General features: G+C 73.7%; 18 protein-coding genes. 10 read left to right on the forward strand and 8 right to left on the reverse strand.

Going from position 1 to position 24,051, the window contains the following annotated elements:
- Positions 1-29 precede the first annotated feature (29 nt).
- A complete protein-coding gene (locus BLS21_RS18455) occupies positions 30-2,762 on the reverse strand; it encodes a S8 family serine peptidase (protein ID WP_091221813.1) in 2,733 nt (910 codons plus the stop codon).
- Positions 2,763-2,956: 194 nt separating this feature from the next.
- On the opposite strand from BLS21_RS18455, the gene dcd reads away from it, so the two are divergent.
- A complete protein-coding gene (dcd, locus tag BLS21_RS18460; protein ID WP_091221815.1) occupies positions 2,957-3,547 on the forward strand; it encodes a dCTP deaminase in 591 nt (196 codons plus the stop codon).
- Here the strand turns inward: dcd and BLS21_RS18465 are convergent.
- Entirely contained in the window at positions 3,513-4,769 is a 1,257-nt protein-coding gene (locus BLS21_RS18465; protein ID WP_091221818.1) for an MFS transporter, read from the reverse strand. The genes dcd and BLS21_RS18465 overlap by 35 nt on opposite strands.
- Before the next feature lie 227 nt (positions 4,770-4,996).
- A complete protein-coding gene (locus BLS21_RS18470) occupies positions 4,997-7,285 on the reverse strand; it encodes a (Fe-S)-binding protein (protein ID WP_091221821.1) in 2,289 nt (762 codons plus the stop codon).
- A 237-nt stretch (positions 7,286-7,522) separates the two neighbouring features.
- On the opposite strand from BLS21_RS18470, the gene BLS21_RS18475 reads away from it, so the two are divergent.
- The 6 genes from BLS21_RS18475 to BLS21_RS18500 all read left to right on the forward strand — a co-directional run bounded on the left by BLS21_RS18475 (position 7,523) and on the right by BLS21_RS18500 (position 12,852).
- Complete coding sequence (locus BLS21_RS18475; RefSeq protein WP_175479630.1) at positions 7,523-7,780, forward strand: hypothetical protein; 258 nt, start codon at positions 7,523-7,525, stop codon at positions 7,778-7,780.
- Between the two features lie 269 nt (positions 7,781-8,049).
- Positions 8,050-9,930, forward strand: a complete 1,881-nt coding sequence (gene dnaK, locus BLS21_RS18480) for a molecular chaperone DnaK (protein ID WP_091221824.1) — start codon at positions 8,050-8,052, stop codon at positions 9,928-9,930.
- On the forward strand, positions 9,927-10,619 hold the full coding sequence (grpE, locus tag BLS21_RS18485; RefSeq protein WP_091221827.1) for a nucleotide exchange factor GrpE: 693 nt from the start codon (positions 9,927-9,929) through the stop codon (positions 10,617-10,619). Before dnaK ends, grpE begins: the two co-directional genes overlap by 4 nt.
- 19 nt (positions 10,620-10,638) lie before the next feature.
- Positions 10,639-11,859, forward strand: a complete 1,221-nt coding sequence (gene dnaJ / locus BLS21_RS18490) for a molecular chaperone DnaJ (RefSeq protein WP_091221829.1) — start codon at positions 10,639-10,641, stop codon at positions 11,857-11,859.
- A complete protein-coding gene (locus BLS21_RS18495) occupies positions 11,856-12,314 on the forward strand; it encodes a heat shock protein transcriptional repressor HspR (protein ID WP_091221832.1) in 459 nt (152 codons plus the stop codon). The genes dnaJ and BLS21_RS18495 overlap by 4 nt, the downstream gene beginning before the upstream one ends.
- A gap of 73 nt (positions 12,315-12,387) precedes the next feature.
- On the forward strand, positions 12,388-12,852 hold the full coding sequence (locus BLS21_RS18500) for a MarR family winged helix-turn-helix transcriptional regulator (protein ID WP_091221834.1): 465 nt from the start codon (positions 12,388-12,390) through the stop codon (positions 12,850-12,852).
- Positions 12,853-12,972: 120 nt separating this feature from the next.
- On the opposite strand, the gene BLS21_RS18505 is transcribed toward BLS21_RS18500, so the two are convergent.
- From BLS21_RS18505 to aceB, 5 genes are all read right to left on the reverse strand, one after another.
- Entirely contained in the window at positions 12,973-14,700 is a 1,728-nt protein-coding gene (locus BLS21_RS18505; protein ID WP_245700553.1) for an L-lactate permease, read from the reverse strand.
- A 180-nt stretch (positions 14,701-14,880) separates the two neighbouring features.
- The gene (gene glcF, locus BLS21_RS18510) at positions 14,881-16,512 is read right to left on the reverse strand and encodes a glycolate oxidase subunit GlcF (RefSeq protein WP_175479631.1); all 1,632 of its coding nucleotides are present in this window, start codon (positions 16,510-16,512) and stop codon (positions 14,881-14,883) included.
- Positions 16,513-17,700 (reverse strand): FAD-binding oxidoreductase, encoded by a 1,188-nt coding sequence (locus BLS21_RS18515; protein WP_091221839.1) that lies wholly within the window; start codon positions 17,698-17,700, stop codon positions 16,513-16,515.
- Complete coding sequence (locus BLS21_RS18520) at positions 17,700-19,187, reverse strand: FAD-linked oxidase C-terminal domain-containing protein (protein WP_091221841.1); 1,488 nt, start codon at positions 19,185-19,187, stop codon at positions 17,700-17,702. The genes BLS21_RS18515 and BLS21_RS18520 overlap by 1 nt, the downstream gene beginning before the upstream one ends.
- A 42-nt stretch (positions 19,188-19,229) precedes the next feature.
- A complete protein-coding gene (gene aceB, locus BLS21_RS18525) occupies positions 19,230-20,840 on the reverse strand; it encodes a malate synthase A (RefSeq protein ID WP_091221843.1) in 1,611 nt (536 codons plus the stop codon).
- 185 nt (positions 20,841-21,025) lie between these two features.
- Here aceB and BLS21_RS18530 point away from each other — a divergent pair, with 185 nt between their 5' ends.
- The 3 genes from BLS21_RS18530 to BLS21_RS18540 all read left to right on the forward strand — a co-directional run bounded on the left by BLS21_RS18530 (position 21,026) and on the right by BLS21_RS18540 (position 24,027).
- Positions 21,026-21,802: an IclR family transcriptional regulator gene (locus BLS21_RS18530; RefSeq protein WP_091221845.1), complete on the forward strand. Its 777-nt coding sequence runs from the start codon at positions 21,026-21,028 to the stop codon at positions 21,800-21,802.
- A gap of 93 nt (positions 21,803-21,895) precedes the next feature.
- Positions 21,896-22,354 carry a MarR family winged helix-turn-helix transcriptional regulator gene (locus BLS21_RS18535; RefSeq protein ID WP_091221848.1) on the forward strand — a complete coding sequence of 153 codons (459 nt, stop codon included), beginning with the start codon at positions 21,896-21,898 and terminating at the stop codon, positions 22,352-22,354.
- Between the two features lie 53 nt (positions 22,355-22,407).
- Positions 22,408-24,027, forward strand: a complete 1,620-nt coding sequence (locus BLS21_RS18540; protein ID WP_091221850.1) for an MDR family MFS transporter — start codon at positions 22,408-22,410, stop codon at positions 24,025-24,027.
- Positions 24,028-24,051 lie beyond the last annotated feature (24 nt).

Consider the following 24,051-nt stretch of genomic DNA (forward strand, 5'->3'; position numbering starts at 1 on the left):
CGGGGAGCCGGCCGGTGGCGCGGGAGGGGTCAGACCCGGACGCCCCGGCAGGACGTCGAGCAGTCGGTCGACCAGACCGCCCGCAGACCGGAGAACGCCGCGCTGCGGACCAGTCGGAGCCCACCCGGGCCGGTGCGCACGTCGCCCGGGCTCCCGGCACCCGCAGAGCCGTCGCTGCCGCTGCCGCTGCCGCCGCCGGTCCCGCCGGAGGAGCCGCCACTGCCCGAGCTCCCGCCCGTGCCGCCGGTCCCGGTACCGCCCGGCGTGCTGCCGCCCGGCGCCGTCCCGCCGGTCGCGTCGGTGTAGGTCAGCGCCGCGGTCAGCACCGAGAGCCGGCCGTCCGGCGCGAAGACGTGCACGTCGTACACGCCCGCCGCCCGGGCCGGGACCCGGACGACGACCTGGGTCGCCGACGCGCGGACCACGGTGGCCGCCGCCGAGTCGCCGATGCGCACCCGCGGGTCGGCCGGCAGGGCGGTCCCGGTGATGGTCACCAGCGTCCCGCCGGCGGTGCCCACCCGGGCCGGGCTCAGCGAGGTGATCCCGAAGGGGCCGACGGACGGGTAGACGACCTGCCCGCCGGGGGTCGGGCCGCCCGAGCCGCTGGGGGTCTCGGGGGACGTCGGCGTCGGAGTGCCCGAGGGGACGTCGGGGACGGACGGCGTGGCGCGGCCGGACGGCACGTCCGGGGTGCTCCCGGAGCCGCTGCCCGCGTCGCTGCGGCCGGAGCCGCTCGCCCCGCTGCCGCCGTCGCCGCTGCTGGGGTCGGCGCCGTCGGACCCCGAGCCGGAGCCCGAGCCGCTGGGACCGCTGCCGCCGCCGGTGCTCCCGGAGCCGGAGCCGCTGCCCGACGAGGTCGACCGGTCCGTCCCGCCGCTGCCGGAGCTCCCGGGTTGTTGACCGCCGGTGCCGGTGCCGGTGCCGGCCGACCCCGGGCCGGCGGAGCCGGACCCGCTGCCTGCCGACCCGGAGCCGCCCGAGCCGGGCCCGGCCGGGCCCGACGGGCCGGTGCCGGGGGTGCCGGCGTCGCGGCCCGGTGCGGGCTCGGCCACCGTCCCGACGAGCAGGGGAGCGGCGTACGTGCGCCCGAGGGCCGTGCCGTCGCGGTCGAGCTGGACGGTCAGCACGTACCGGCCGTCGCCGAGCTCCACCGAGGGGGAGAGGGCGAGGTCGGCGGGGCCGGCTGCCCGGCCGAGCGGGAAGCGCGCCGTCCCGGTGTCGTCGGTCGCCAGTGTGGTGCTCCCGACGGTGAGCTCCACGCCGGAGACGGCCCAGACCTCGCCCTCGTGCTCCATGCCCAGACCGAGGGTGACCCCGTAGTCGCCGGCCCCGGGCGACCCCGCCGCGGCCACGCGCGGGGTGACGACGCCGGCAGGCGCGGTCATCGAGGTGAAGGTGTACGAGACGACGTCCGCGGCGCGGGCCGGCAGGCGGCTCAGGGACAGCCGGCCACCGGTGACCGACCTCCCGGCGAGGGCCGCGACCGGGTCGACGTCCTCGAGCAGCGCCTGGCGCAGCTGCTGCGGCGTCGCGCTCGGCATCGCCTGCCGGTAGAGCGCCACCGCGCCGGCCACCTGCGGCGAGGCGATCGACGTCCCGCTGACCAGCCGGTAGCCGCCGTCGTTCCAGGTGGTGAAGACCGTCGTGCCGGGCGCGAAGAGGTCGACCGAGCCGGCGCCCCACGCGGAGAAGTCGCTGCGGGTGTCCGCCGCGGTCGAGGACCCGACGGTCACGACGTTGGCCTCGGTGAGGCTGGCCGGGTACAGCGGGTCGGCGTCCCGGTCCCGGGCGTCGTTGCCGGCCGCGACGACGACCACCACGCCCCTGCTCGCGGCGTAGGCGACGGCCGAGCGCAGGTTCTCCAGGGCCCAGCCCCCGGCGGGGCCGCCCCACGAGGCGTTGACGACGTCGGCCCCGTGGTCGGCCGCGTAGCGGATCGCCTCGGCGCCCAGGGTCAGGTCGACCGACCCGCCGGTGCCGATGACCAGCGGCATGATCGTCACGCCCGGGGCCACGCCGGCGGTGCCCAGGCCGTTGCCGGCCCGAGCGCCCACCGCACCGGCCACGCTGGCGCCGTGGGTGCCGCCCGCGCCGTTGTCGACGTCGGCGCTGCCGGTCGTGAAGTTCCAGCCGTGGCAGTCGCCGGCCTTGCCGTTGCCGTCGCGGTCGACCGACCCGCAGGACTCGGCCGGGTTGGTCCACAGCGCGCCGGCCAGGTCCGGGTGGTCGGAGTCGTAGCCGGTGTCGACGACGGCGACGACGACGTCCTCGCCGGTGCCGGCCTGCCAGCCCGTGGTGACGTCGTCGTCCGCGTCGGCGACCGCGGTCTGGCCGTACGCGTTGGTGCCGGTGTTCTCCAGGTTCCACCCGTACTGCGGCCAGTAGGGGTCGGCCACCGTCCCGGCGGCGACCGGCACCGCCGGCGAGTACTCGGCGTCGGCGACGCCGGGCAGCGCCTCGAGGTCGTGCGGCGCCAGGCCCTCGGCGGCCACCAGCGCGCGGTCGGCGCCGACCGGCTGGGCGTTCACGACGCCGTCCGCAGGGGTGACCGCCCCGACCAGGTCGGCCGGGCTGACGCCCTCGTCGGCGGTGAGCACGTACCGGGTCAGCCCGTCACCGGGGCCGAAGCCGGCGGCCACCGGCACGGCCGGGGAGGCGAGCGCGCTGTAGGCGGCGGCGCTGGCGTAGCCGGCGACCGAGGCGGTGACGAGCACGACCGCCAGGGCGCCGCGGCGCAGCGGCGCTCCTCGGGACTGGGACACGGACCCTCCACTCCACCGGGGACGTGCGCCCCCAGGTTCCGGCCGGCCCGGGAGGGGCCGGTGGGAGGGGATCGGCGTCCCGGTGCGCCCGGTTGAGGCGCGCGGTGCGGATTCGCCCGGAGTGGTGAGCGGACGCGGTCCGTGGACTCCGCCGCTGGCCGACAGGCCGGAGGGAGGTCCCTACACTCCGCCGCATGCTGCTGTCCGACCGCGACATCACGGCCGCGATCTCCGAGGGCCGCCTGGGCATCGAGCCCTACGACAAGGCGCTGGTGCAGCCCTCGAGCATCGACGTCCGGCTGGACCGCTACTTCCGGGTCTTCAACAACGCGCGCTACACCCACATCGACCCCGCGCAGCAGCAGGACGACCTGACCACGCTGGTCGAGCCCGACGGCGACGAGCCGTTCGTGCTGCACCCGGGCGAGTTCGTCCTCGGCTCGACGCTCGAGGTCGTCACGGTCCCGGACGACCTCGCAGCGAGGCTCGAAGGAAAGTCGAGCCTGGGCCGTCTCGGACTGCTCACCCACTCCACCGCCGGCTTCGTCGACCCGGGCTTCTCGGGCCACATCACGCTCGAGCTCTCCAACGTGGCGAACCTGCCGATCACGCTCTGGCCCGGCATGAAGATCGGTCAGCTGTGCCTGTTCCGGCTGACCACCCCGGCCGAGCACCCGTACGGCTCGGCGGTCTACGGCTCCCGCTACCAGGACCAGCGCGGCCCGACGCCCTCGCGGTCGTTCCGCAACTTCACCCGCGCGGAGACGCGGCGTCCGGCTCCCTGACCGCCCCGGCCGCGTCCCGGGCGGCCACCTCGTCGTCCACGAAGCGCTCCCGGGTGGCCAGCCAGCCGGTGACCGTCAGCGCCGCGACGCCGCCGAGCGCGAGGACGAACATGCCGGTGTAGCTGCCGGTGGTGCCGAGCAGGACGCCGACCAGCAGCGGCCCGGCCCCGGCGAGCACGTACCCCCACCCCTGGACGACCGTGGACAGGGCCGCGGTGGTCTCCGGCGTGCGGGCACGCAGGCCGATGAGCGCGAGCACCATCGCGAAGGTGCTCATGCCGACCGCGAGCAGGCTCATCCACAGCCACGGCACCGTCCGCGGGGCCAGCATCAGCCCCAGCCAGCCGGCGACGTAGCAGGCGGCGAAGAGGACCAGCAGCGGCCGCTGCAGGCGCGCGCGCACCGACAGCGGGGGGACGACGGCGTTGAGCGGCACGACGACCACGGTGTTCACCCCGAGCAGCAGCCCGGCGGTCGCGGCGTCCAGCCCGGAGTCGCGCAGGTACTGCGCCGTCCAGCCGAGGATGATGTAGGCCTGCATCGCCTGGAGGCCGAAGAACGCCGCCAGCGCGACCGCGGTGGGGCTGCGCAGCAGCGAGCGCATCGGCAGCGCCGCGTGCGTGGCGCGCGAGGTGCCCGCCCGGGGCCGCACCGCCAGCCACGGCAGCGCCGCCAGCAGCGCCGGCACCGCCCAGATCGCGAGGGTCCAGCGCCACCCGGCGTCCCCGGCGGCCCGGGCGATCGGTGCGGCCGACACCGAGGCCACCGCCCCGCCCGCGGACATCGCGGTGCCGTAGGCGCCCACGAGCAGCCCGGTGCGCGTCGGGAAGTACCGCTTCACCAGGCTGGGGAGCAGCACGTTGCCCAGGGCGCCGCCGACCATCGCCAGCACGGTGCCGGCGACGAAGAGCCAGAACGCCCCGGCCACCGCCCGGAGGACCAGGCCCGCGGCCATCGCGAGCAGCGCGCCGGCCAGCACGTGCCCGTCGCGGAACCGCGCGGTCAGGAGGGGCCCGGAGAAGCCGATGACGGCGAAGCAGATCACCGGCAGGCTCGTCACCAGCCCGGTGAGGCCGCTGGAGATGCCCAGCCCGGACTGGATCTCCTGCAGCACCGGACCGACGCTGTTGACCGCCGTCCGCAGGTTCAGCCCGGTCAGGACGATCGCCGTCCCGACGAGCAGCAGGCCCCGGCGGTGGTCGGGGACGTCGCTGCTGACCACCCGACGATCGTCCTCCCCGGCGCGAGCCGGCTGAGAGCGGGGGTCCAGCGCGACGCGCGACCGCCGGACCGCCCGGGGGACGACCCGGGGCACGCGCCGCCGGACCGCCCGCTGCACGGCCGGGGTCGCGCGGTGGGGGCACGCGCCGTCGTGGCGGTGCTCCGGCCCGTCGGCCCCGTCCGGGGTCCCGCCCCGAGCGTGCGAGGGGCGGGGATGACGGGGTCCTCCTACTGCGCGCCGTGCTCCGTCGCCGCGGAGCCGGTGCCGGCCACGTCGTCGTCCTTCGTGCCGACGTCGGCGCCGTGCTCGGTGCCCGGCGTGCCGACCGGGGCGAGCGAGCGCAGCAGGATCTGGCTGACGTCGAGGACCTCGACGTGCTCGCCGGCCTCGCCGTTCTGCTTCTTCGTCGTCAGCGCGTCGCTGAGCATCGTGATGCAGAACGGGCAGGCGGTGGAGATGACGTCCGGATCGAGGTCGAGCGCCTCCTCGGTGCGCTCCATGTTGATCCGCTTGCCGATCTTCTCCTCCATCCACATGCGGGCGCCGCCGGCGCCGCAGCAGAAGCCGCGGTCCTTGCAGCGGTGCATCTCCTGGGTGGAGAGGCCCTGGACGGACTCGAGGATCTCCCGCGGCGGCGTGTAGACCTTGTTGTGCCGGCCGAGGAAGCACGGGTCGTGGTAGGTGACCTTGCGGTCGACCGGCGTGACCGGGGTCAGGCGGCCGTCGGCCACCAGCTGGTTGAGCAGCTGGGTGTGGTGGACGACCTCGTACTCGCCGCCGACCTGCGGGTACTCCCGGCCCAGCGAGTTGAAGCAGTGCGGGCAGGTGGTCACGATCTTGCGCATGCCCGGCACGCGGCCCTCGAAGACGCCGTCGAGGGTCGCCACGTTCTCCTGGGCCAGCATCTGGAAGACGAACTCGTTGCCCATGCGGCGGGCCGGGTCGCCGGAGCAGGTCTCCCCGGAGCCGAGGACGGCGAACTCGACACCGGCGGTGTGCAGCAGCTCCGCGACGGCCTTGGTGACCTTCTTGGCGCGGTCGTCGATGGCGCCGGCGCAGCCGACCCAGAACAGGTACTCGACCTCGTGGGGCAGCGGGCCGTCGGCCTGCCGGACCTCGAAGTCCAGCTCCTCCATCCACTGGTCGCGGGTGCTGGGGCTGACGCCCCACGGGTTGCCGCGGTTCTCCAGGTTGCGCAGCATCACGCCGGCCTCGGAGGGGAAGTTGGACTCGATGAGCACCTGGTAGCGGCGCATGTCGTCGATGTGGTCGACGTGCTCGATGTCGACCGGGCACTGCTCGACGCAGGCGCCGCAGTTGGTGCAGCTCCACAGCACGTCGGGGTCGATGACCCCGCCCTCCTCGAGGGTGCCGACGAGCGGGCGGTGGGCCTGCGCGTCGTTGGTGCCCTCGATGCGGGCGTAGCCAGACGCCCAGACCTGCTCGTCGCTGGGCTTGAGGACGTCGTAGTCCGGCGCGGTCTCGCTCGCGGTCTTCTCCCCCAGCAGGTACGGGGCCTTGGCGTACAGGTGGTCCCGCAGGTCCATGATCACCATCTTGGGGCTGAGCGGCTTGCCGGTGTTCCACGCCGGGCACTGGCTCTGGCACCGCCCGCACTCGGTGCAGGTGGTGAAGTCGAGCATCCCCTTCCAGGTGAAGTCCTCGATCTTGCCGCGACCGAAGACGGCGTCCTCGTCGGGGTCCTCGAAGTCGATCGGCTTGCCGCCGGAGGTCATCGGCTGCAGCGGGCCCAGCGCGGTGGCGCCGTCCGGCTCGCGCTTGAAGTAGATGTTGAAGAACGCGCTGAACCGGTGCCACGCGACGCCCATGTTGAGCAGCCGGGAGACCACGACGAGCCAGACCAGCGAGGCCACGATCTTGACGAAGGCGATGACGCTGACCAGGTCGGGGTTGGCCGGGAACAGGGTGGACAGCGCGCTGGAGACCGGGTGCGACCAGGTCGGGGCGTCGACCAGGCCGGCCGAGATCTTGGCCGCGCGGATGCTCAGGATGCAGACGCCGACGATGAGGACGATCGCCTCGACGAAGTAGCCGCGGCCCTCGTTCGAGCCGGCGAAGCGGCTCTGGCGACCCTGGCGGCGCGGGTGGTCGAGCTGGCGCCGGACGATCAGGTACAGGATGCCGAGGACCGTGCCCGTGCCGATGACGTCGACGAACAGGTTCCACAGGCCCCACTCGCCGATCAGGGGCAGGTGGAAGGCCGGGTTCCAGACCTCGCCGAAGGCCTCGACGAGGGTGAGGAACAGGCCGTAGAAGCCCAGGAACACGAACCAGTGGGCGATGCCGATCGACGACCACTTGAGCATCCGGGTGTGGCCGAGCGACTCCACGACCAGCGTCTTCACCCGTGGACCGACCGGCCGGGTGCGGGTGCTGTCCGGCTGGCCGGTCCTGATGATGCGGACCATGGCCCGGACCGCCCGGTAGGCGAAGACCACCGACACGATCAGGAAGATGACGCTGATCGTCCCCAGGACGATCTGCAAGGGGCCCATCGAAATCCCTCCCGGACGCCCGGAGGCGTCGGTTGATCCCCCGCCCGCCACGACGGCGGGTGGACTCGCCGCCGTCGAGCGGACCGTGCGCGGGCACCTGCGCCCGCGCGCGTCGGACGATAGCTGTCGGCCGCACAGGCTACTCGCCGGTAACCACATTGCCGCGGCGCCCGCGCGCCCCGGCGTCCGCGGACGTTCCCCGACGATCAGCTCAGCTGATCGCCGGCGGCCGTCGCGGTGGAGTTCGACGGGCTGGTCGAGTACGAGGCGCCTCGGGACGGCCGTTCGCCGGCGCGGGTGCTCTGGGAGGAGGAGCGCCGCGAGGACCGTCTGCGGGACCTCGAGGTCCGGGTGCTGCGGGTCGTCCGAGCCGATCCGGGGCCCGCGTGGGAGCGGGTGAGCACCCGCCTCGCCTCTCTGCTGGCCAGGCCGCGGACCGGGCCGCGCCGCTGCACCGTCGTCCGCGGGTCCGTCCCGTCGTGGCGGTCGGCCTGACATCCCGTCGGCGTCCCTGGCTCACCACTGCGGGTCCTGGCTCGGCTCCGGTCGTGAGCCGGGACCCGGGACGATCAGCCGAGCTGATCGTCGGTGACGACGGCGACCCGACGGAGGAGGTGGTGAACAGATCGCGGCACCCGGGAACACTCCCGGCGGGGGTGCCGTTAGGGTGGGCAGGAAAGTTGAGTGGACCCCGCGCAAGGCGGACACCGACTCCCCACACGGACCAGTACCACCCCGGAACACACGGAAGAGAGGCCAGCTCCATGGCTCGAGCGGTCGGTATCGACCTCGGCACCACCAACTCCGTCGTCACCGTCCTCGAGGGCGGCGAGCCGACGGTCATCGCCAACTCCGAGGGCTCGCGCACCACGCCGTCGGTCGTCGCGTTCGCCAAGAACGGCGAGGTCCTCGTCGGCCAGTCGGCGAAGAACCAGGCGGTCACCAACGTCGACCGCACCATCCGGTCGGTCAAGCGCCACATGGGCACCGACTGGAAGTCCCCGGAGATCGACGGCAAGCGCTACACCCCGCAGGAGATCAGCGCCCGCATCCTGCAGAAGCTGAAGCGGGACGCCGAGACCTACCTGGGCGAGCCGGTGACCGACGCGGTCATCACCGTCCCGGCCTACTTCGAGGACGCGCAGCGCCAGGCCACCAAGGAGGCCGGCGAGATCGCGGGCCTCAACGTCCTGCGCATCGTCAACGAGCCGACCGCGGCCGCGCTGGCCTACGGCCTGGACAAGGGCGAGACCGAGCAGACGATCCTCGTCTTCGACCTCGGTGGTGGCACCTTCGACGTCTCGCTGCTGGAGATCGGCGAGGGCGTCATCGAGGTCAAGGCCACCGCCGGTGACAACCACCTCGGTGGTGACGACTGGGACGAGCGGGTCGTCAAGCACCTGGTGCAGACGTTCAACGCGCAGAACGGCATCGACCTGTCCAAGGACAAGCTCGCCATGCAGCGGCTCCGCGAGGCCGCCGAGAAGGCCAAGATCGAGCTGTCCGGCGCGCAGTCGACCAACGTCAACCTGCCCTACATCACCGCCGGCGCCGAGGGCCCGCTGCACCTGGACGTCACGATCACCCGTGCGGAGTTCCAGCGGCTGACCCAGGACCTGCTCGACCGCACCCGCGCGCCGTTCAACCAGGTCATCCGGGACGCCGGCATCACCGTCGGCCAGATCGACCACGTCGTCCTCGTCGGTGGCTCGACCCGCATGCCGGCCGTCACCGACCTCGTGCGCGAGCTGACCGGCGGCAAGGAGCCCAACAAGGGCGTCAACCCCGACGAGGTCGTCGCCGTCGGCGCCGCCCTCCAGGCCGGCGTCCTGCGCGGTGAGGTCAAGGACGTCCTGCTGCTCGACGTCACCCCGCTGTCCCTGGGCATCGAGACCAAGGGCGGGATCATGACCAAGCTCATCGAGCGCAACACCACGATCCCGACCAAGCGCAGCGAGATCTTCACGACGGCCGACGACAACCAGCCGTCCGTGCAGATCCAGGTCTTCCAGGGCGAGCGCGAGATGGCGGCCTACAACAAGAAGCTCGGCATGTTCGAGCTGACCGGTCTGCCGCCGGCGCCGCGCGGCGTCCCGCAGATCGAGGTCGGCTTCGACATCGACGCGAACGGCATCGTGCACGTCACCGCCAAGGACCTCGGCACGGGCAAGGAGCAGTCGATGACCATCACCGGTGGCTCGGCCCTCCCCAAGGAGGACATCGAGCGGATGATGAAGGACGCCGAGGCGCACGCCGAGGAGGACAAGCGCCGCCGCGAGGAGGCCGAGACCCGCAACCTCGCCGAGTCGCTGCAGTACCAGACCGAGAAGTTCCTGGCCGAGAACGGTGACAAGATCCCGGCCGACAAGAAGGAGGAGCTCGGCGAGGCCCTCACCGAGCTGCGCTCCGCTCTCGGTGGCTCGGACATCGCGGCGATCAAGGCGGCCCAGGAGAAGGTCGCCCGGGTCTCCCAGGAGGTCGGCGGGGCGCTCTACGCCCAGCAGGCCGAGGCGGGGGCCGCCGGCGCCGGGGCTGCCGGCGCCGCCGGTGACGCCGGCACGCCCGGTGGTGCGACCGGTGCCACCGCGTCGGACGACGACGTGGTCGACGCCGAGATCATCGACGAGGACAACGACCGCCGATGACGGACAGGGAAGAGGAGCCGCGGGTCGTCATCCGCGACAAGCGGCGCATCGACCCGACCAGCGGCACCGTGCGGGTGCCGGCCGGTGAGCAGCCGGCCGGCGCCCGCCCGGGCGTACACCCAGCAGGGGAGCAGATGAGCGAGCACGAGACCACCGCCGACGGCGGACAGCCGACGGTGGTGGACGACGACCTGTCCCGCCAGCTGGCGGAACGGACCGAGGACCTCCAGCGGGTCACCGCCGAGTACGCGAACTACCGGCGGCGGGTGGACCGGGACCGTCAGCTCGTGGTGGACCAGGCCGCCGAGCGGTTCGCCACCCAGCTGTTCCCGATCGTCGACGACATCGAGCGGGCCCGGGACCACGGCGAGCTGACCGGCGGGTTCAAGTCGGTGGCCGACCGGATCCTCGGCCTGCTGGACGGCCTGGGCGTGGAGGCCTTCGGCAAGGCGGGCGACCCGTTCGACCCGTCGCTGCACGAGGCCGTCATCCACGACACCTCGACCGAGGTCGACGTCCCGACCGCGACGACGGTGCTGCGGCAGGGTTTCCGCCGCGGCGACCGGGTGCTGCGGACGGCGATGGTCGCGGTCACCGACCCCGAGCACCCGGTCGCGGCCGCGCCCGCCGAGGGCGTGACCGACGGGACCGCCCCCGCGCAGCCGGGCGAGGGCCCGGCGGCCGACTGAGCCGGAGAGGGGGCGCCCGATGAGCACCCGGGACTTCATCGAGAAGGACTACTACGCCGCTCTGGGCGTCGCCCAGGACGCCGACGCGGCGGCCATCAAGAAGGCCTACCGCCAGCTGGCGCGCGACCTGCACCCGGACAAGAACCCGGGCAACGCGGACGCGGAGGCCCGGTTCAAGGAGGTCTCCGAGGCCTACGACGTCCTCTCCGACCCCAAGCGACGGGCCGAGTACGACGAGGCCCGCCGGCTGTTCGGGTCCGGAGGGGCGGGTGCGCGGGCCGGGTTCCCCGGCGGGTTCCCCGGCGGGGCGGGCGGCGGCCAGCCGTTCGACCTCGGTGACCTCTTCGGCGCCGCCACCGGCGGGCGCGCCGGCGGTGGCGGCGGTGCCGGCGGGCTCGGCGACCTGTTCGGGGGCCTCTTCGGGGGTGGCGGAGCCGGGGCCGGCTCGGCGCGGGCCCGCAGCCAGGCCGCGTCCGGCCCGGCCCGCGGCCAGGACGTCGAGACCGAGGCGACCCTCTCGTTCGAGGAGGCCGTCCTCGGCGTGACCGTGCCGCTGCGGATGCAGAGCCCGGGCACCTGCCCGACCTGCCACGGCAGCGGCGCGCGGCCCGGCACCTCCCCGCACACCTGCCCGGTCTGCCAGGGCGCCGGGGTGACCAGCCGCAGCCAGGGGGCGTTCGCCTTCTCCGAGCCGTGCCGCAACTGCCGCGGCACCGGCCAGGTCATCGACGACCCCTGCCCGACCTGCGCGGGCAACGGCGTCACCAACCAGACCCGCACGATCACCGTGCGGATCCCGGCCGGCGTCAAGGACGGCCAGCGCATCCGGCTGGCCGGCAAGGGCGCCCCCGGACGTCGGGGCGGCCCGGCCGGTGACCTGTTCGTCGTCGTCCACGTGTCCGAGCACGAGCTGTTCGGCCGCAAGGGCAACGACCTCACGCTCACCGTGCCGATCACCTTCGCCGAGGCCACCCTCGGCGCGACGCTGACCGTGCCCACGCTCGACGGCAACGTCACGCTCAAGGTCCCTCCGGGGACGGCGAGCGGCCAGACGCTGCGGGTCCGCGGGCGCGGGGTCCCCGGCAAGGGCCGGTCCGGTGACCTGCTGGTGACCGTCGAGGTGGCGGTGCCGAAGCGGCTCACGCCCGCCGCGGAGGACGCCGTCAAGGTGCTCGAGGCCGAGCTCGGCGACCCGCGGCCGCGGATCACCGCCGCGGTGCAGCAGGGGGGTGCGCGGTGAGTCTCCCGACCGACGGTGCCCGCGGGCAGGCCGACGTCGGGCGCGGCGTCGCCGAGGACGCGCCGGTCTTCGTCATCTCGGTCGCCGCGGAGCTGGCCGGCATGCACGCGCAGACGCTGCGCCAGTACGACCGGCTGGGGCTGGTCAGCCCCGGCCGGACCCGCGGCGGCGGCCGGCGGTACAGCCCGCGCGACGTCGCGCTGCTCCGCGAGGTGCAGCGGCTGTCGCAGGAGGACGGCGTCAACCTGGCCGGCATCAAGCGGATCATCGACCTGGAGTCGCAGGTCGAGGCCCTGCAGCAGCGGGTCCAGGAGCTGATCACCGAGGTGGAGCTCGCGGAGAGCCGGGCGATCGCCGCCGAGTCCGCCGTCCGCGCGGGCTACGGGCGTGACCTGGTGCCCCTGCGGCCCGCCACCTCGGCACTGGTCGTCTGGCGGCCCCGGGACGAGAGGTGACCGAGCGTGCGAGGTGACCCGTGAGCGGAGCACCCCGCGGCACGGGACCGACGAGCGCCGGCGAGGAGGTGCCGTGACCCCGGTGGACACGCACGAGGCCTACGTGCAGGTGGAGCGGGAGATCGGCCTGCTGCTGCGCCGCTCCCGGGCCATCTCCGCCCGCCTGTCCCGGGAGCTGCACCCCGACCTGGACGGCGCCGCCTACGGGCTCCTGGCGCTGCTGCAGGACGCCGGCCCGCTGCGCGCCAGTGACCTGGTGGCCCGGCTGGGGCTCGACAAGAGCACGGTCAGCCGCCAGGTCTCCACGCTGGTCGCGCTGGGCCTGGTGACCCGCGAGGCCGACCCGGCCGACGGCCGCGCCCAGGTGCTCAGCACCTCCCCGGAGGGTGCGGCCCGGCTGTCCCGCATCCGGGACGCCCGGCGGGCCCGCTGGGAGGCCGACCTCGCGGACTGGCCGACCGAGGACGTCGCCACGCTCGGCGAGCTCCTGGCCCGGCTGAACCGGCTCGGCGAGGCCCGCGAGGCCGAGGACGGCTGAACGGAGGACCCCGTCCTCGCACCCTCCGCGAGCTCAGGGCGGGGCCCTGGACGGAACCGCGGACGACAGCGCCCCCGTACCCGGCCGGGTACGGGGGCGCCGTCGTGTCAGCGGGTCAGGTCACGAACCCGGGACCATCCAGCCCAGCACCGGGGAGGCCTGCAGGACCACGATCAGGCACATGAGCAGCAGGAGCAGCATGCTCCAGCCGAACACCTTCCGGAACAGCTCACCCTCCCGGCCGGCCATGCCGACCGCTGCGGCCGCGATGGCCAGGTTCTGCGGGCTGACCATCTTGCCCATGACGCCGCCGGAGGAGTTGGCCGCGGCCAGCAGCACCGGGTCGAGACCGGCGTTGGTCGCCGCCTGCACCTGCAGCGCGCCGAACAGCGCGTTGGCGGAGGTGTCCGAGCCGGTCACCGCGACGCCGATCCAACCCAGGATGGGGGAGAGGAAGGCGAAGAAGCCGCCGGTCTCGGCCAGCAGCCGGCCGAGGTGGCTGGTCATGCCCGACTGGTTGAGCACGTAGGCCAGCGCGAGCACCGCCATGACGGTGACGATGGCCCACTTCAGCTCGCGATAGGTGTCGACGTAGGCCTTCAGCGCCCGCCCGGGGGAGATCCGCAGGACCAGCATGGTGAGGATGCCGGCGAAGATCATCAGGGTGCCGGCGGCCGGGAACCAGTTGAACGAGAACGTCGTGGAGGACAGCTCGGTGTCCGAGCCGGCCGCGAACACGTTCAGGCCCGGCCAGGCGAAGGACGTCGTCCACGGCGCCTGGGCCAGCGCCGCCTTCACCGGGCCGAGGTTGGCCAGCGCGAAGATGACGATGATGATCCCGTACGGGGCGTAGGCCTTGACGACCTCGGCCCGAGTGTCGGGGACCACGGGTGCGTCCGTACCGACGGCCGGGGCGTGCGGGTCGCGCGGGGCCTGGTCGCCCGGGGCGTCGCCGAGCTGCTCGCCGGCGGTCGCGCCGACCCCGCCCCGGCCGCGGGTGCCGCCGGACCCGGCGGCCACGGTGCCGACGCCGCCGCCGGCCAGGGTGGCCGCGGTGACCGGCTCGTAGGCGGCCTTGCGCATGCGGACGACCGCGACGACGGCGGCCGCGGCGACGAGCGCGGCGATGATGTCGGTCAGCGGCACCGAGATGTAGTTCGCGGCGACGAACTGGGCGACGCCGAACGCCAGACCGCCGGCCAGCGCCTCGCGCCAGGTGTCGCGCAGCCCGCGCTTGCCGTCGACGACGAAGACCAGCACCAGGGGCACGAACGCGGCCAGGATCGGCGTCTGCCGGCCGGCCATGGCACCCAGGGTGTCGATGGTGAGCCGGGCGTCGTCGCTGACGCCGGAGGTGACCGTGGCCAGCGTCACGATCGGCGTGGCGAGCGCGCCGAAGGCGACCGGGGCGGTGTTGGCGATGAGCGCCACCGCGGCGGCCTTCATCGGCTGGAAGCCCAGCGCCATGAGCATGACGACGCTGATGGCGACCGGGGTCCCGAAGCCGGCCAGCGCCTCGAGGAGGGCGCCGAAGCAGAAGGCGATGATGATGGCCTGGATCCGCTGGTCGGGGCTGACCTTCTCGAACGAGCGCCGCAGCACGTCGAAGTGCCCCGTGGCGACGGTGAGGTTGTAGACCCAGATCGCGTTGATGACGATCCACAGGATCGGGAAGAAGCCGAACGCGGCGCCCTCGGACGCCGACAGCAGCGACTGTCCGACCGGCATCCGGAACGCCACGATGGCCAGGACGATCGCGACGGCCAGGGAGATCAGCCCGGCCATCCACGCCTTGACCTTCAGTGCACCGAGGAGCACGAACAGGGTGAGCAGCGGTATCGCTGCCACCAGCGCGCTCAGTGCGAGTGACCCACCGACAGGGTCGACGACCTGCTCGAACAACGGGGCTCCTTCCCTCGGCGTGAGGGTGCGAGGCTGGGTGGGTGGACGTGGGGCGGTTCAGTGTGGAGCAGGGCCGGCCCCCCTGCGGGGCCCGCTGCGAGCTGGCGGGTAGCAGGGGGGCCTTTTTCACCCGTCCGTGGCGACGGGACGGGCCAGGGCGGTGCCGGGGCCGTTGAGCGCCCGGTCGAGCAGTTCCTCCACGGGCACCCCGCGGATCGAGGCGTCCAGCACCTGCACCGTGTGCGCGACCGGCATCCGCTTGCCCATGCGGGCCAGCGTGGTCGCGACCTGCATCCAGCAACCGGGGTTGGCGGTCACCATCAGGTCCGCGCCGGTGGCGAGGACGGCGGCCGCCTTGCGCTCGCCGAGCTCGCGTGCCGGCTCGGGCTGCAGCATGTTGTAGGTACCGGCGCTGCCGCAGCACAGCTCGGCCTCGGTGAGCTGCCTGAGCTCCACGCCCGGGATCCCGCGCAGCACCTTCCGCGGCTCCTCGCGGATGCCCTGCGCGTGGGCCAGGTGGCAGGCGTCCTGGTAGGCCACGGTCATGGGCAGCGGGTGCCGCTCGGCGACCGGGCCCAGCTCGACGATGAACTCGCTGATGTCCCGGGCCTTCTTCGCGAGGGCCTCGGCGCGCTCGGCCCACTCCGGCTCGTCGCGCAGCTGGTGGCCGTACTCCTTGACGTTCGAGCCACAGCCGGCGGCGTTGAGGATGACGTGGTCGACGCCGGCCCGCTCGAAGGTCTCGATCGTCCGCTTGGCGAAGTCGAGGGCCTGCTCCTCCCGCCCGCCGTGGCCGGGCAGGGCCCCGCAGCAGCCCTGGCTCCGGGGCACGATGACGTCGCAGCCCTCGGCGGCCAGCACCCGCACGGTCGCGGCGTTCACGTCGGGGAAGAACGTCCCCTGCACGCAGCCGGCCAGCAGCCCGACGACCGCGCGCCGCTGGCCCACGGCCGGCGTCCGCTCGGGGACGCGCTCCACCGGGCCGAGCTTGGGCGCCAGCGACTCCATGGCCATCAGCGGGCCCGGCAGCTTGCTCATCAGCCCGGAGCGGGTCAGCAGGCTGCCGAGCCGACTGGCCTGGTAGGCGCGCAGCGGCCCGCGCAGGGCGCGCAGCCGCTTCGGGTAGGGGAACAGGTTGTAGATGAGGTCGCGGTAGAACTTCTCGGCCCGCGACCGCCGATAGCGCCGCTCGATCTGCGGGCGCGTGGCCTCGATGAGCTTGTCGTACTGGACGCCGGACGGGCAGGCCGTCACGCAGGCCATGCAGCCGAGGCACTGGTCGAAGTGGCGGACCATCGAGTCGTCGAGCGGCTCGCCCTCCAGCGCCTCCTTCATGAGGTAGATGCGTCCTCGGGGGCTGTCCATCTCCTCGCCCCAGAGCACGTACGTGGGGCAGGTGGGCAGGCAGAACCCGCAGTGCACGCAGTCGCCGATGAGTGCCGGGTCCGGCGGGTGGTGCTCGTCGAAGGCCGGCTGGACGGCCTGCCGCGTCGTCGGCACGCCGAGCAGGGTCGGGGTGCCCACGGTGGCGGCCCCGGTGCCGGCCGGCAGGTCGATGTCCTGGCCGATGTCGAGCGGACGGCGGGCCCCGACCACCGCGGCCGGCGCCTCGTCGGCCCCGCGGACCGCGCCGGTCGGCGAGTCGGGCGGCAGGTCGGCGACCGAGTCGCGCACCGGGCCGACGTTCGGCGACGCGCCGGGGGACCCGGGCGGGGGCGAGTCGCCCCGGTCGTGACTGCCCGGCGTGATCTCCGTCATCTACAACCCTCCGACGAACCGGCCCGGCGACATCCGCCGCTCGGGGTCGAACCTCTCCTTGACCCGCCGCATCAGGTCCAGCGAGTCGCCGACCGGACCCCAGTGGTCCAGGCGCTCGCGGACGGCGTCAGGCGCACGCAGGACCACCGCGGTCCCGTCGTGCGGGGCGATCGCGGCACGCAGCCGGGGCAGCGCCTCGGCCGCCTCCGCGGCCGGGACCGCCGCGTAGGACACGCCCGTGGCGGCGTGCGCGGCCACCGCCGTCCCGGCGGGGAGCGCGCCCAGCACCGCCGAGAGCGATGCCGGTGCGTAGGCCAGCCGCAGCAGCACGTCGTCCGCACCGCCGGGCCGCCGGCCGAAGTCCTCCGGCAGGTCCTCGGACTCCTCGCCGCCGCCGAGCAGGGCGACGGCGGCCCGGGCCTGCCCGGCCACCGATTCCGCGATGGACTCGAACAGCACGACCAGTCGTGCGGTGCCGTCGGCCGCGGCGATCAGCTCCACGGCCGAGGGAGTGAGCGTCGAGCGGGCCAGCGCGACCGACAGGGGACCGGCAGCCGCGGTGTCCGGCAGCTGGAGCGTGACCACCCGGCGCGCCGGCGGCACCGGGTGCAGCCGCCACGTGGTGGAGACCACGACGCCGAGCGTCCCGTGGGCGCCCGTGAACAGCTTGCCGAGGTCGTACCCGGCGACGTTCTTGACGACCTTGCCGCCCGCGTGCGCCACGGTGCCGTCGGCGAGGACCACGGTGATGCCGATGAGCAGGTCACGCGTGGTGCCGTACCGCAGCCGGCGCGGACCCGACGCGTTCGCGCTCACCACGCCGCCCAGCGTGGCGCCGTCCTCGGGCGGGTCCAGGCCGAGCAGCTGGCCGGCCCGGCCCACCTGCGCCTGCAGGTCGGCCAGGCGCACCCCGGCCTCGGCCACGACGGTGAGGTCGCCCGCCACGTGCTCGACGACCCGGTCGAGGCCGGTGAGGTCCAGCAGGAGGTCGCAGGACTCCGGCGGTGGAGCCCAGGTCAGCTTGCTGCGCCCGCCGACCGGGACGACGGAGCGCCCGTCGGCCGCCGCGGCCCTCACGACCTCGGCGACCTGGTCGACCGTGGTGGGCCGGACCACCTCGCGCGGGACCACGCCACCGACCGCGTCGTCGGGTCCGCCGGCTCGACGGGTGTCGGTGACGGCGGTCATCAGAAGACCTCGCCCAGGCCGGCTGCCTGCACCGGGTGCTCGCCCTTCCGGACGCCGGGCCGCTCGCCGCACAACCGCGGGGTCGGGAAGACCTTGCCCGGGTTGGCGACGCCGTCGGGGTCGAAGGCGCACCGCAGCAGCTGCATGGTGTCGAGGTCCTCGGGTGTGAACTGCTTGCCCATCTTCATCCGCTTCTCCTGGCCGACCCCGTGCTCGCCGGTGATCGAGCCGCCGGAGGTGATGCAGAGCTCGAGGATGGCGCCGGCCAGCTCCTCGGCCTCGTGGGCCTGGCCCTCGACCGCGTCGTCGAACAGCACGAGCGGGTGCAGGTTGCCGTCGCCGGCGTGGAACACGTTGGCCACGCGCAGGCCCCGCTCGTCGGCCATGCGTTCGATCTCGGCGAGCACCTCGGGCAGCTTCGTGCGGGGGATGACGCCGTCCTGGACGAAGTAGCTCGGGCTGATCCGGCCGACCGCCGCGAACGCCGACTTGCGGCCCTTCCACATCAGCGCCCGCTCCGCGTCGTCGGCCGCGATGCGGATCTCGAAGGCGTTGCGGGCCCGGGCGATCTCCTCGACCTGCCGGAACTGGGCCTCGACCTCGACCTGCGGGCCGTCGAGCTCGATGACCAGCACCGCCACCGCGCCCTCGGGGTACCCGCAGCTCACCGCGGCCTCGGCGGCCTCGATGGCCAGCGCGTCCATCATCTCGACGGCGGCCGGCAGGATCCCGGCCGCGATGATGTCGCTGACCGTGCCGGCCGCGTCCTCGACCGAGGAGTAGCCCACCAGCATGGTCTGCACGGCCTCCGGCACCCGGATCAACCGCAGGGTCAGCTCGGTGGCCACACCGAGGGTGCCCTCGCTGCCGATGAACGCGCCCAGCAGGTCGTAGCCGGGGTGCTCGGGCGCGCGCCCGCCGAGGTGCACGACCTCGCCGTCCGGCAGCACCACCTCGGCGCCGAGGACGTGGTTGACCGTGAAGCCGTACTTCAGGCAGTGGGCGCCCCCGGCGTTCTCGGCCACGTTCCCGCCGATCGAGCAGACCAGCTGGGACGACGGGTCGGGCGCGTAGGCCAGGTCGTGGGGCGCCGCGTCGCGGGTGACCCACAGGTTGATGACCCCGGGCTCGACGGTGACCTGGCGGTTGTCCGCGTCCACCGGGGACAGCTTGCGCAGCCGCGACAGCACGAGCAGGACGCCGTCGGCGCTGGGCAGCGCGCCACCGGACAGACCCGTGCCCGAGCCGCGCGCCACGAAGGGGACGCCGGCCTCGGAGCACAGCCGCACCGTGTCGACGACGTGCTGCCGGCTCTCGGCCAGCACCACGATCGCCGGGGTGACCTTGAAGTTGGCCAGCCCGTCGCACTCGTACGTGCGCACCTGCGCGCGGTCGGTGAGCACCCGCTCGGTGCCGACCGCGGTCCGCAGCCGCTCGGCCAGGGCGGTGGTGCGGTCGGAGAGAACTGGCTCGGCGATGGCGGTCATGGCGTCCTCACAGCATCCGCTCGGTGGGAAGGTGGGCCAGGGTCACGGCATGCGCTCGTAGGCCGGCAGGGTCAGGAAGTCGGAGTACTCGTCGGACACCGCCATCTCCAGGAACAGCGCGCGGGCGTCGTCCCAGCGGCCGGAGGCGAAGGAGTCGCCGCGGGCCTCGGCGATGGCCTTCATCTCCTCGTCGGTGATCCGCTCCACCAGCTCGCGGGTGACCGTCTCGCCGTTCGAGAGCTGCACCCCGTTGTGCAGCCACTGCCAGACCTGGCTGCGGGAGATCTCGGCGGTGGCGGCGTCCTCCATGAGGTTGTTGATGCCGACGGCGCCGGAGCCCCGCAGCCACGACTCGATGTACTGGATGCCGACGCTGATGTTGCTGCGCAGGCCCGCCTCGGTGATCTCACCCGGGGTGGAGCGGACGTCGAGCAGCTGCTCGGCCGTCACCTGCATGTCCTCGCGCTTCTTGTCGATCTGGTTGGGGCGCTCTCCGAGGACGGCGGTGAAGACCTCCTTGCAGAGCTCGACCATGCCCGGGTGGGCCACCCAGGAGCCGTCGAAGCCGTCGTTGGCCTCGCGCTCCTTGTCGGCCCGGACCTTGGCGAAGGCCTGCTCGTTGACCGCCGGGTCCTTGGAGGGGATGAACGCGGCCATGCCACCGATGGCGTGCGCGCCGCGCTTGTGGCAGGTGCGGACCAACAGCTCGGTGTAGGCGCGCATGAACGGCACGGTCATCGTCACGGAGTTGCGGTCGGGGAGGAGGAAGTCCTCACCCCGGGTCCGGAAGGTCTTGACGACGCTGAACATGTAGTCCCAGCGGCCGGCGTTGAGGCCGGCGGAGTGCTCGCGCAGCTCGTGGAGGATCTCCTCCATCTCGAACGCCGCGGGGTAGGTCTCGATGAGGACCGTCGCGCGGATGGTGCCGCGCGGGATGCCCAGGTGGTCCTGCGCCAGGTTGAAGGCGTCGTTCCAGAGCCGCGCCTCGAGGTGGCTCTCCATCTTCGGCAGGTAGAAGTACGGACCCTGGCCGCGGTCGATCTGCTTCTGGCCGCAGCTGGCCAGGTACAGCGCGAAGTCGACCAGGCTGCCGGAGGTCTGCTCGCCGTCGACGGTGATGTGCTTCTCGGGGAGGTGCCAGCCGCGCGGGCGCACGATGATCGTGGGCAGCTCCACGTCGTCGCGGACGCGGTACTCCTTGCCCTCCGGGCTGGTGAACTCCAGCGTGCCGTCGATGGAGTCCATCAGGTTCAGCGGGCCGTTGACCACGTTGGTCCACAGCGGGGAGTTGGCGTCCTCCTGGTCGGCCAGCCAGCACTTCGCGCCGGAGTTCAGCGCGTTGATCGTCATCTTCCGGTCGGTGGGACCGGTCATCTCGACCCGGCGGTCGACCAGGCCGGGCGCGGGGTGGGCCACCTGCCAGGAGTCGTCCTCGCGGATGGACCGGGTCTCCTCGAGGAAGCCCAGGCTGGCCCCGTCGGCCAGGGCGCGCACCCGCTCCTGCCGGGCCGCGAGCCGCTCGAGCCGGCGCCCGTTGAGCTCGCGGTGGAGGAGGGCGACGAGCTCGAGCGCCCGGGGGGTGAGGATCTCGTCGAACCGGTCCTCGATCGGGCCGGTGATCTCGAGACCGTCCACGCCGGCGATGGTGCTCATGGATCTCCCTGAGTCGCTGTGCTGGGCGCCGACCAATTCCGCTGGACGGGAGGTCGGAGTACTCTCATTCCGCATCGTGGAACACGTTGTCTGGTTAATGGAAAAGTAGTGGGACCCATCACGCTTTTCAACCCGAGGTGCCCATGGTCCGGAACCCGAACGGGCGGAACGAGGGGAGAGGGCCCATGGCCGCTGGCGGGACCGTGGACGGCGTGCAGTCGCTGGACCGCGCCTTCCTCCTGCTCGAGCTCATGGCCGACGCCGACGGCGAGGTCGCGATCAGCCGGCTGGCCACCGACAGCGGCCTGGCGGTGTCGACCATCCACCGGCTGGTGCGCACGCTGGTGGCCCGCGGCTACGTGCGCCAGCTGCCGTCGCGGCGCTACGTGCTGGGCCCCCGGCTGATCCACCTGGGGGAGTGCTCGTCGCGGGTGCTGGCCACGTGGGCCCAGCCGCACCTCTCCCGGCTCGTCGACACCATCGGCGAGACCGCCAACATGGCGATGCTCGACGGCGACCGGGTCGTCTACGCCGCCCAGGTGCCCTCCCGGCACTCGATGCGGATGTTCACCGAGGTCGGCCGGCGGGTGCACCTGCACTGCACCGGCGTGGGCAAGGTGCTGCTGGCCCAGATGCCGCCGGAGACGGCGCGCCGGCTGCTCGTGCAGGGCGGCATGCCGGCGCGCACCGACCGCACGGTGACCGACCCCGACGAGCTGCTGGCCCAGCTGCCGGGCGTCGCCGAACAGGGCTACGCCCTCGACGACGGCGAGCAGGAGGCCGGCGTGCGGTGCGTCGCGGTGCCCGTGCCCGGCGGCTCCGCGGCCGGGGCGATCTCCGTCTCCGGGCCGGCCGGTCGGCTGGGGCTCGACGCCGTGCCCCGGGTGGTGCCCCTGCTGCAGTCCGCGGCGGCCGCGCTGGCCTCCGAGCTCGGCTGGGGCGTCGACCGGCTCGGCCGCTGAGGGTGGGCGCCCTCACAGGGCAACAAGTTGCCTACCGCAACCAAACATCCGTATGGTTGCACGAGGCAAGTACCCCCTGTCGAGGACGGCGACGTGTCCATCACCCCCGAGACCCGTGACCGGCTGACCTCCGGCCTGGCCCGTGTCGTCCGCAGCGGCCGCCACCTGAGCGTCCGTGCCGCGGACTCCCTGTACGGCGACCTGCCCTCGTTCGGCTGGGCGCTGCTCGTGCCCCTGGAACAGGACGGCGAGCAGCGCTGCAGCGCCCTGGCGGCGCGGGCCGGCGTCGACGTCTCCGTCGCCAGCCGGCAGCTGGCGACCCTCGAGCGGTCCGGCTACGTCGAGCGCCGGCCCGACCCGCACGACGGCCGCGCCAGCCTGATGCACCTCACCGACGAGGGCGCGAGGGCCCTGGCCGTCACCCGTGCGCTGCGCGCCCGGTGGGCCGGGACCGCGCTGGCCGGCTGGGACGAGGACGACGCGCGGTTGCTGTCCGGGCTGTTGGAGCGGCTCGCGGCCGACCTCGAGCGGGCGCCCGCCACCGCCGCGTGACCCGCGGCCCCCTCCCACCGCCTCCCGCCCGCACCCGCCAGACCAGGAGAACCGTGGCCACCACCACCCACGACGACCGCACCGCGGCCGTCCCCACCCCGGCGCCTGCCGGCATCCCCCTCGGCGACGCCGCCCCTGTCGAGCAGCAGGGGCGGATGACCCACCGGCAGATCCTCTCGGCGCTGTCCGGGATGTTGCTGGCGATGTTCGTGGCGTTCCTGTCCTCGACCGTCGTCTCCAACGCCCTGCCGACGATCATCACCGAGCTGCGCGGCACGCAGGGCCAGTACACCTGGGTGGTCACCGCGACGCTGCTGGCCTCGACCGCCTCGACCCCGATCTGGGGCAAGCTCTCCGACCTCTACAGCAAGAAGCTGCTGATCCAGGTCTCCATCGTGGTGTTCATCGTCGGCTCGATGCTGGCGGGCCTGGCCCAGTCGGTCGAGACGCTGATCGCCTGGCGGGTGCTGCAGGGCCTCGGCCTCGGCGGCGTCCAGGCGCTGATGCAGATCGCGATGGCCGCGATGATCAGCCCCCGCGAGCGCGGCCGGTACTCCGGTCTCATCGGCGCGGTCATGGCGGCGGCCACGGTCGGCGGCCCGCTCATCGGCGGCCTGCTCGTCGACACCAGCTGGCTGGGCTGGCGGTGGTGCTTCTACGTCGGCGTGCCGTTCGCCGTCGTCGCCCTGGTGCTGCTGCAGCGCACCCTGCACCTGCCGGTGACCAAGCGCGACGTCCGCATCGACTACCTGGGGGCGGCGTTCCTCACCGCCGGCGTCTCCGCGCTGCTCATCTGGGTCACCCTGGCCGGTGACACCTTCGCGTGGGCGTCCCTGGAGACGGCGCTGTTCGTCGGCGGCGGGCTGCTGGCCGTGGTCGCGTTCGTCGTCACCGAGCTGCGCGCGGCCGAGCCGGTCGTCCCGCTGCAGCTCTTCCGCGACCGGACGACGACGCTGTCGATCCTGGCCAGCATCGCGATCGGTGTGGCGATGTTCGGCTCGTCGGTCTTCCTCGGCCAGTACCTGCAGATCTCCCGCGGCTACTCGCCGACCGCGGCCGGCCTGCTGACGCTGCCGATGGTCGGCGGGCTGCTGCTGTCCTCGACGGTGTCGGGCATCCTCATCACCCGGTCCGGGCGGTGGAAGGGCCACCTCGTCGCGGGGTCGCTGCTCGTCGTCCTCGGCTTCGCGCTGCTCGGCACGATCGACCACGGGACGGACATGGTGCTGCTCGGCGCCTTCCTGTTCGTCCTCGGTGTGGGCATCGGCATGACGATGCAGAACCTGGTGCTCGCCGTGCAGAACACCGTCGCCGCCCGCGACCTGGGTGCGGCGAGCTCGGCGGTCGCCTTCTTCCGCAGCCTCGGCGGCACCATCGGCGTCGCCGTCCTCGGCGCGGTGCTCGACTCCCGCGCCAGCGAGCTGATCCGGCAGGCCCTGGCCGGCCTGCCCGGTGCCGCGCAGGGCGCCGGCGGGGCGGGGCTGGCCGACCTGGCCGACGCGCCGCCGGCCGTCCGGGCGCTGATCGCGGCGGCCTACGGCGACGCCACCGGGCGCATCTTCGCCGTCTCCGCCGCGGTGGCGGTGGTCGCGGTGGTGGCCATCCTCTTCATCCGCGAGGTGGCCCTGCGGACCGAGAGCGGCGACGAGCGGCTGCGCACCGAGTCCGCCTGAGCGACCGGTCGCGATCCGCAGAGG

The sequence above is a fragment of the Geodermatophilus siccatus genome (assembly GCF_900103785.1).
GTDB classification, from domain to species: domain Bacteria; phylum Actinomycetota; class Actinomycetes; order Mycobacteriales; family Geodermatophilaceae; genus Geodermatophilus; species Geodermatophilus siccatus.

Bases quoted from the DNA above. Each gene is read 5' to 3' on its own strand.
- dcd (WP_091221815.1), top strand. From the start codon at position 2,957: ATGCTGCTGTCCGACCGCGACATCACGGCCGCGATCTCCGAGGGCCGC.
- BLS21_RS18470 (WP_091221821.1), bottom strand. From the start codon at position 7,285: ATGGGCCCCTTGCAGATCGTCCTGGGGACGATCAGCGTCATCTTCCTG.
- dnaK (WP_091221824.1), top strand. From the start codon at position 8,050: ATGGCTCGAGCGGTCGGTATCGACCTCGGCACCACCAACTCCGTCGTC.
- grpE (WP_091221827.1), top strand. From the start codon at position 9,927: ATGACGGACAGGGAAGAGGAGCCGCGGGTCGTCATCCGCGACAAGCGG.
- dnaJ (WP_091221829.1), top strand. From the start codon at position 10,639: ATGAGCACCCGGGACTTCATCGAGAAGGACTACTACGCCGCTCTGGGC.
- glcF (WP_175479631.1), bottom strand. From the start codon at position 16,512: ATGACGGAGATCACGCCGGGCAGTCACGACCGGGGCGACTCGCCCCCG.
- BLS21_RS18515 (WP_091221839.1), bottom strand. From the start codon at position 17,700: ATGACCGCCGTCACCGACACCCGTCGAGCCGGCGGACCCGACGACGCG.
- BLS21_RS18520 (WP_091221841.1), bottom strand. From the start codon at position 19,187: ATGACCGCCATCGCCGAGCCAGTTCTCTCCGACCGCACCACCGCCCTG.
- aceB (WP_091221843.1), bottom strand. From the start codon at position 20,840: ATGAGCACCATCGCCGGCGTGGACGGTCTCGAGATCACCGGCCCGATC.
- BLS21_RS18530 (WP_091221845.1), top strand. From the start codon at position 21,026: ATGGCCGCTGGCGGGACCGTGGACGGCGTGCAGTCGCTGGACCGCGCC.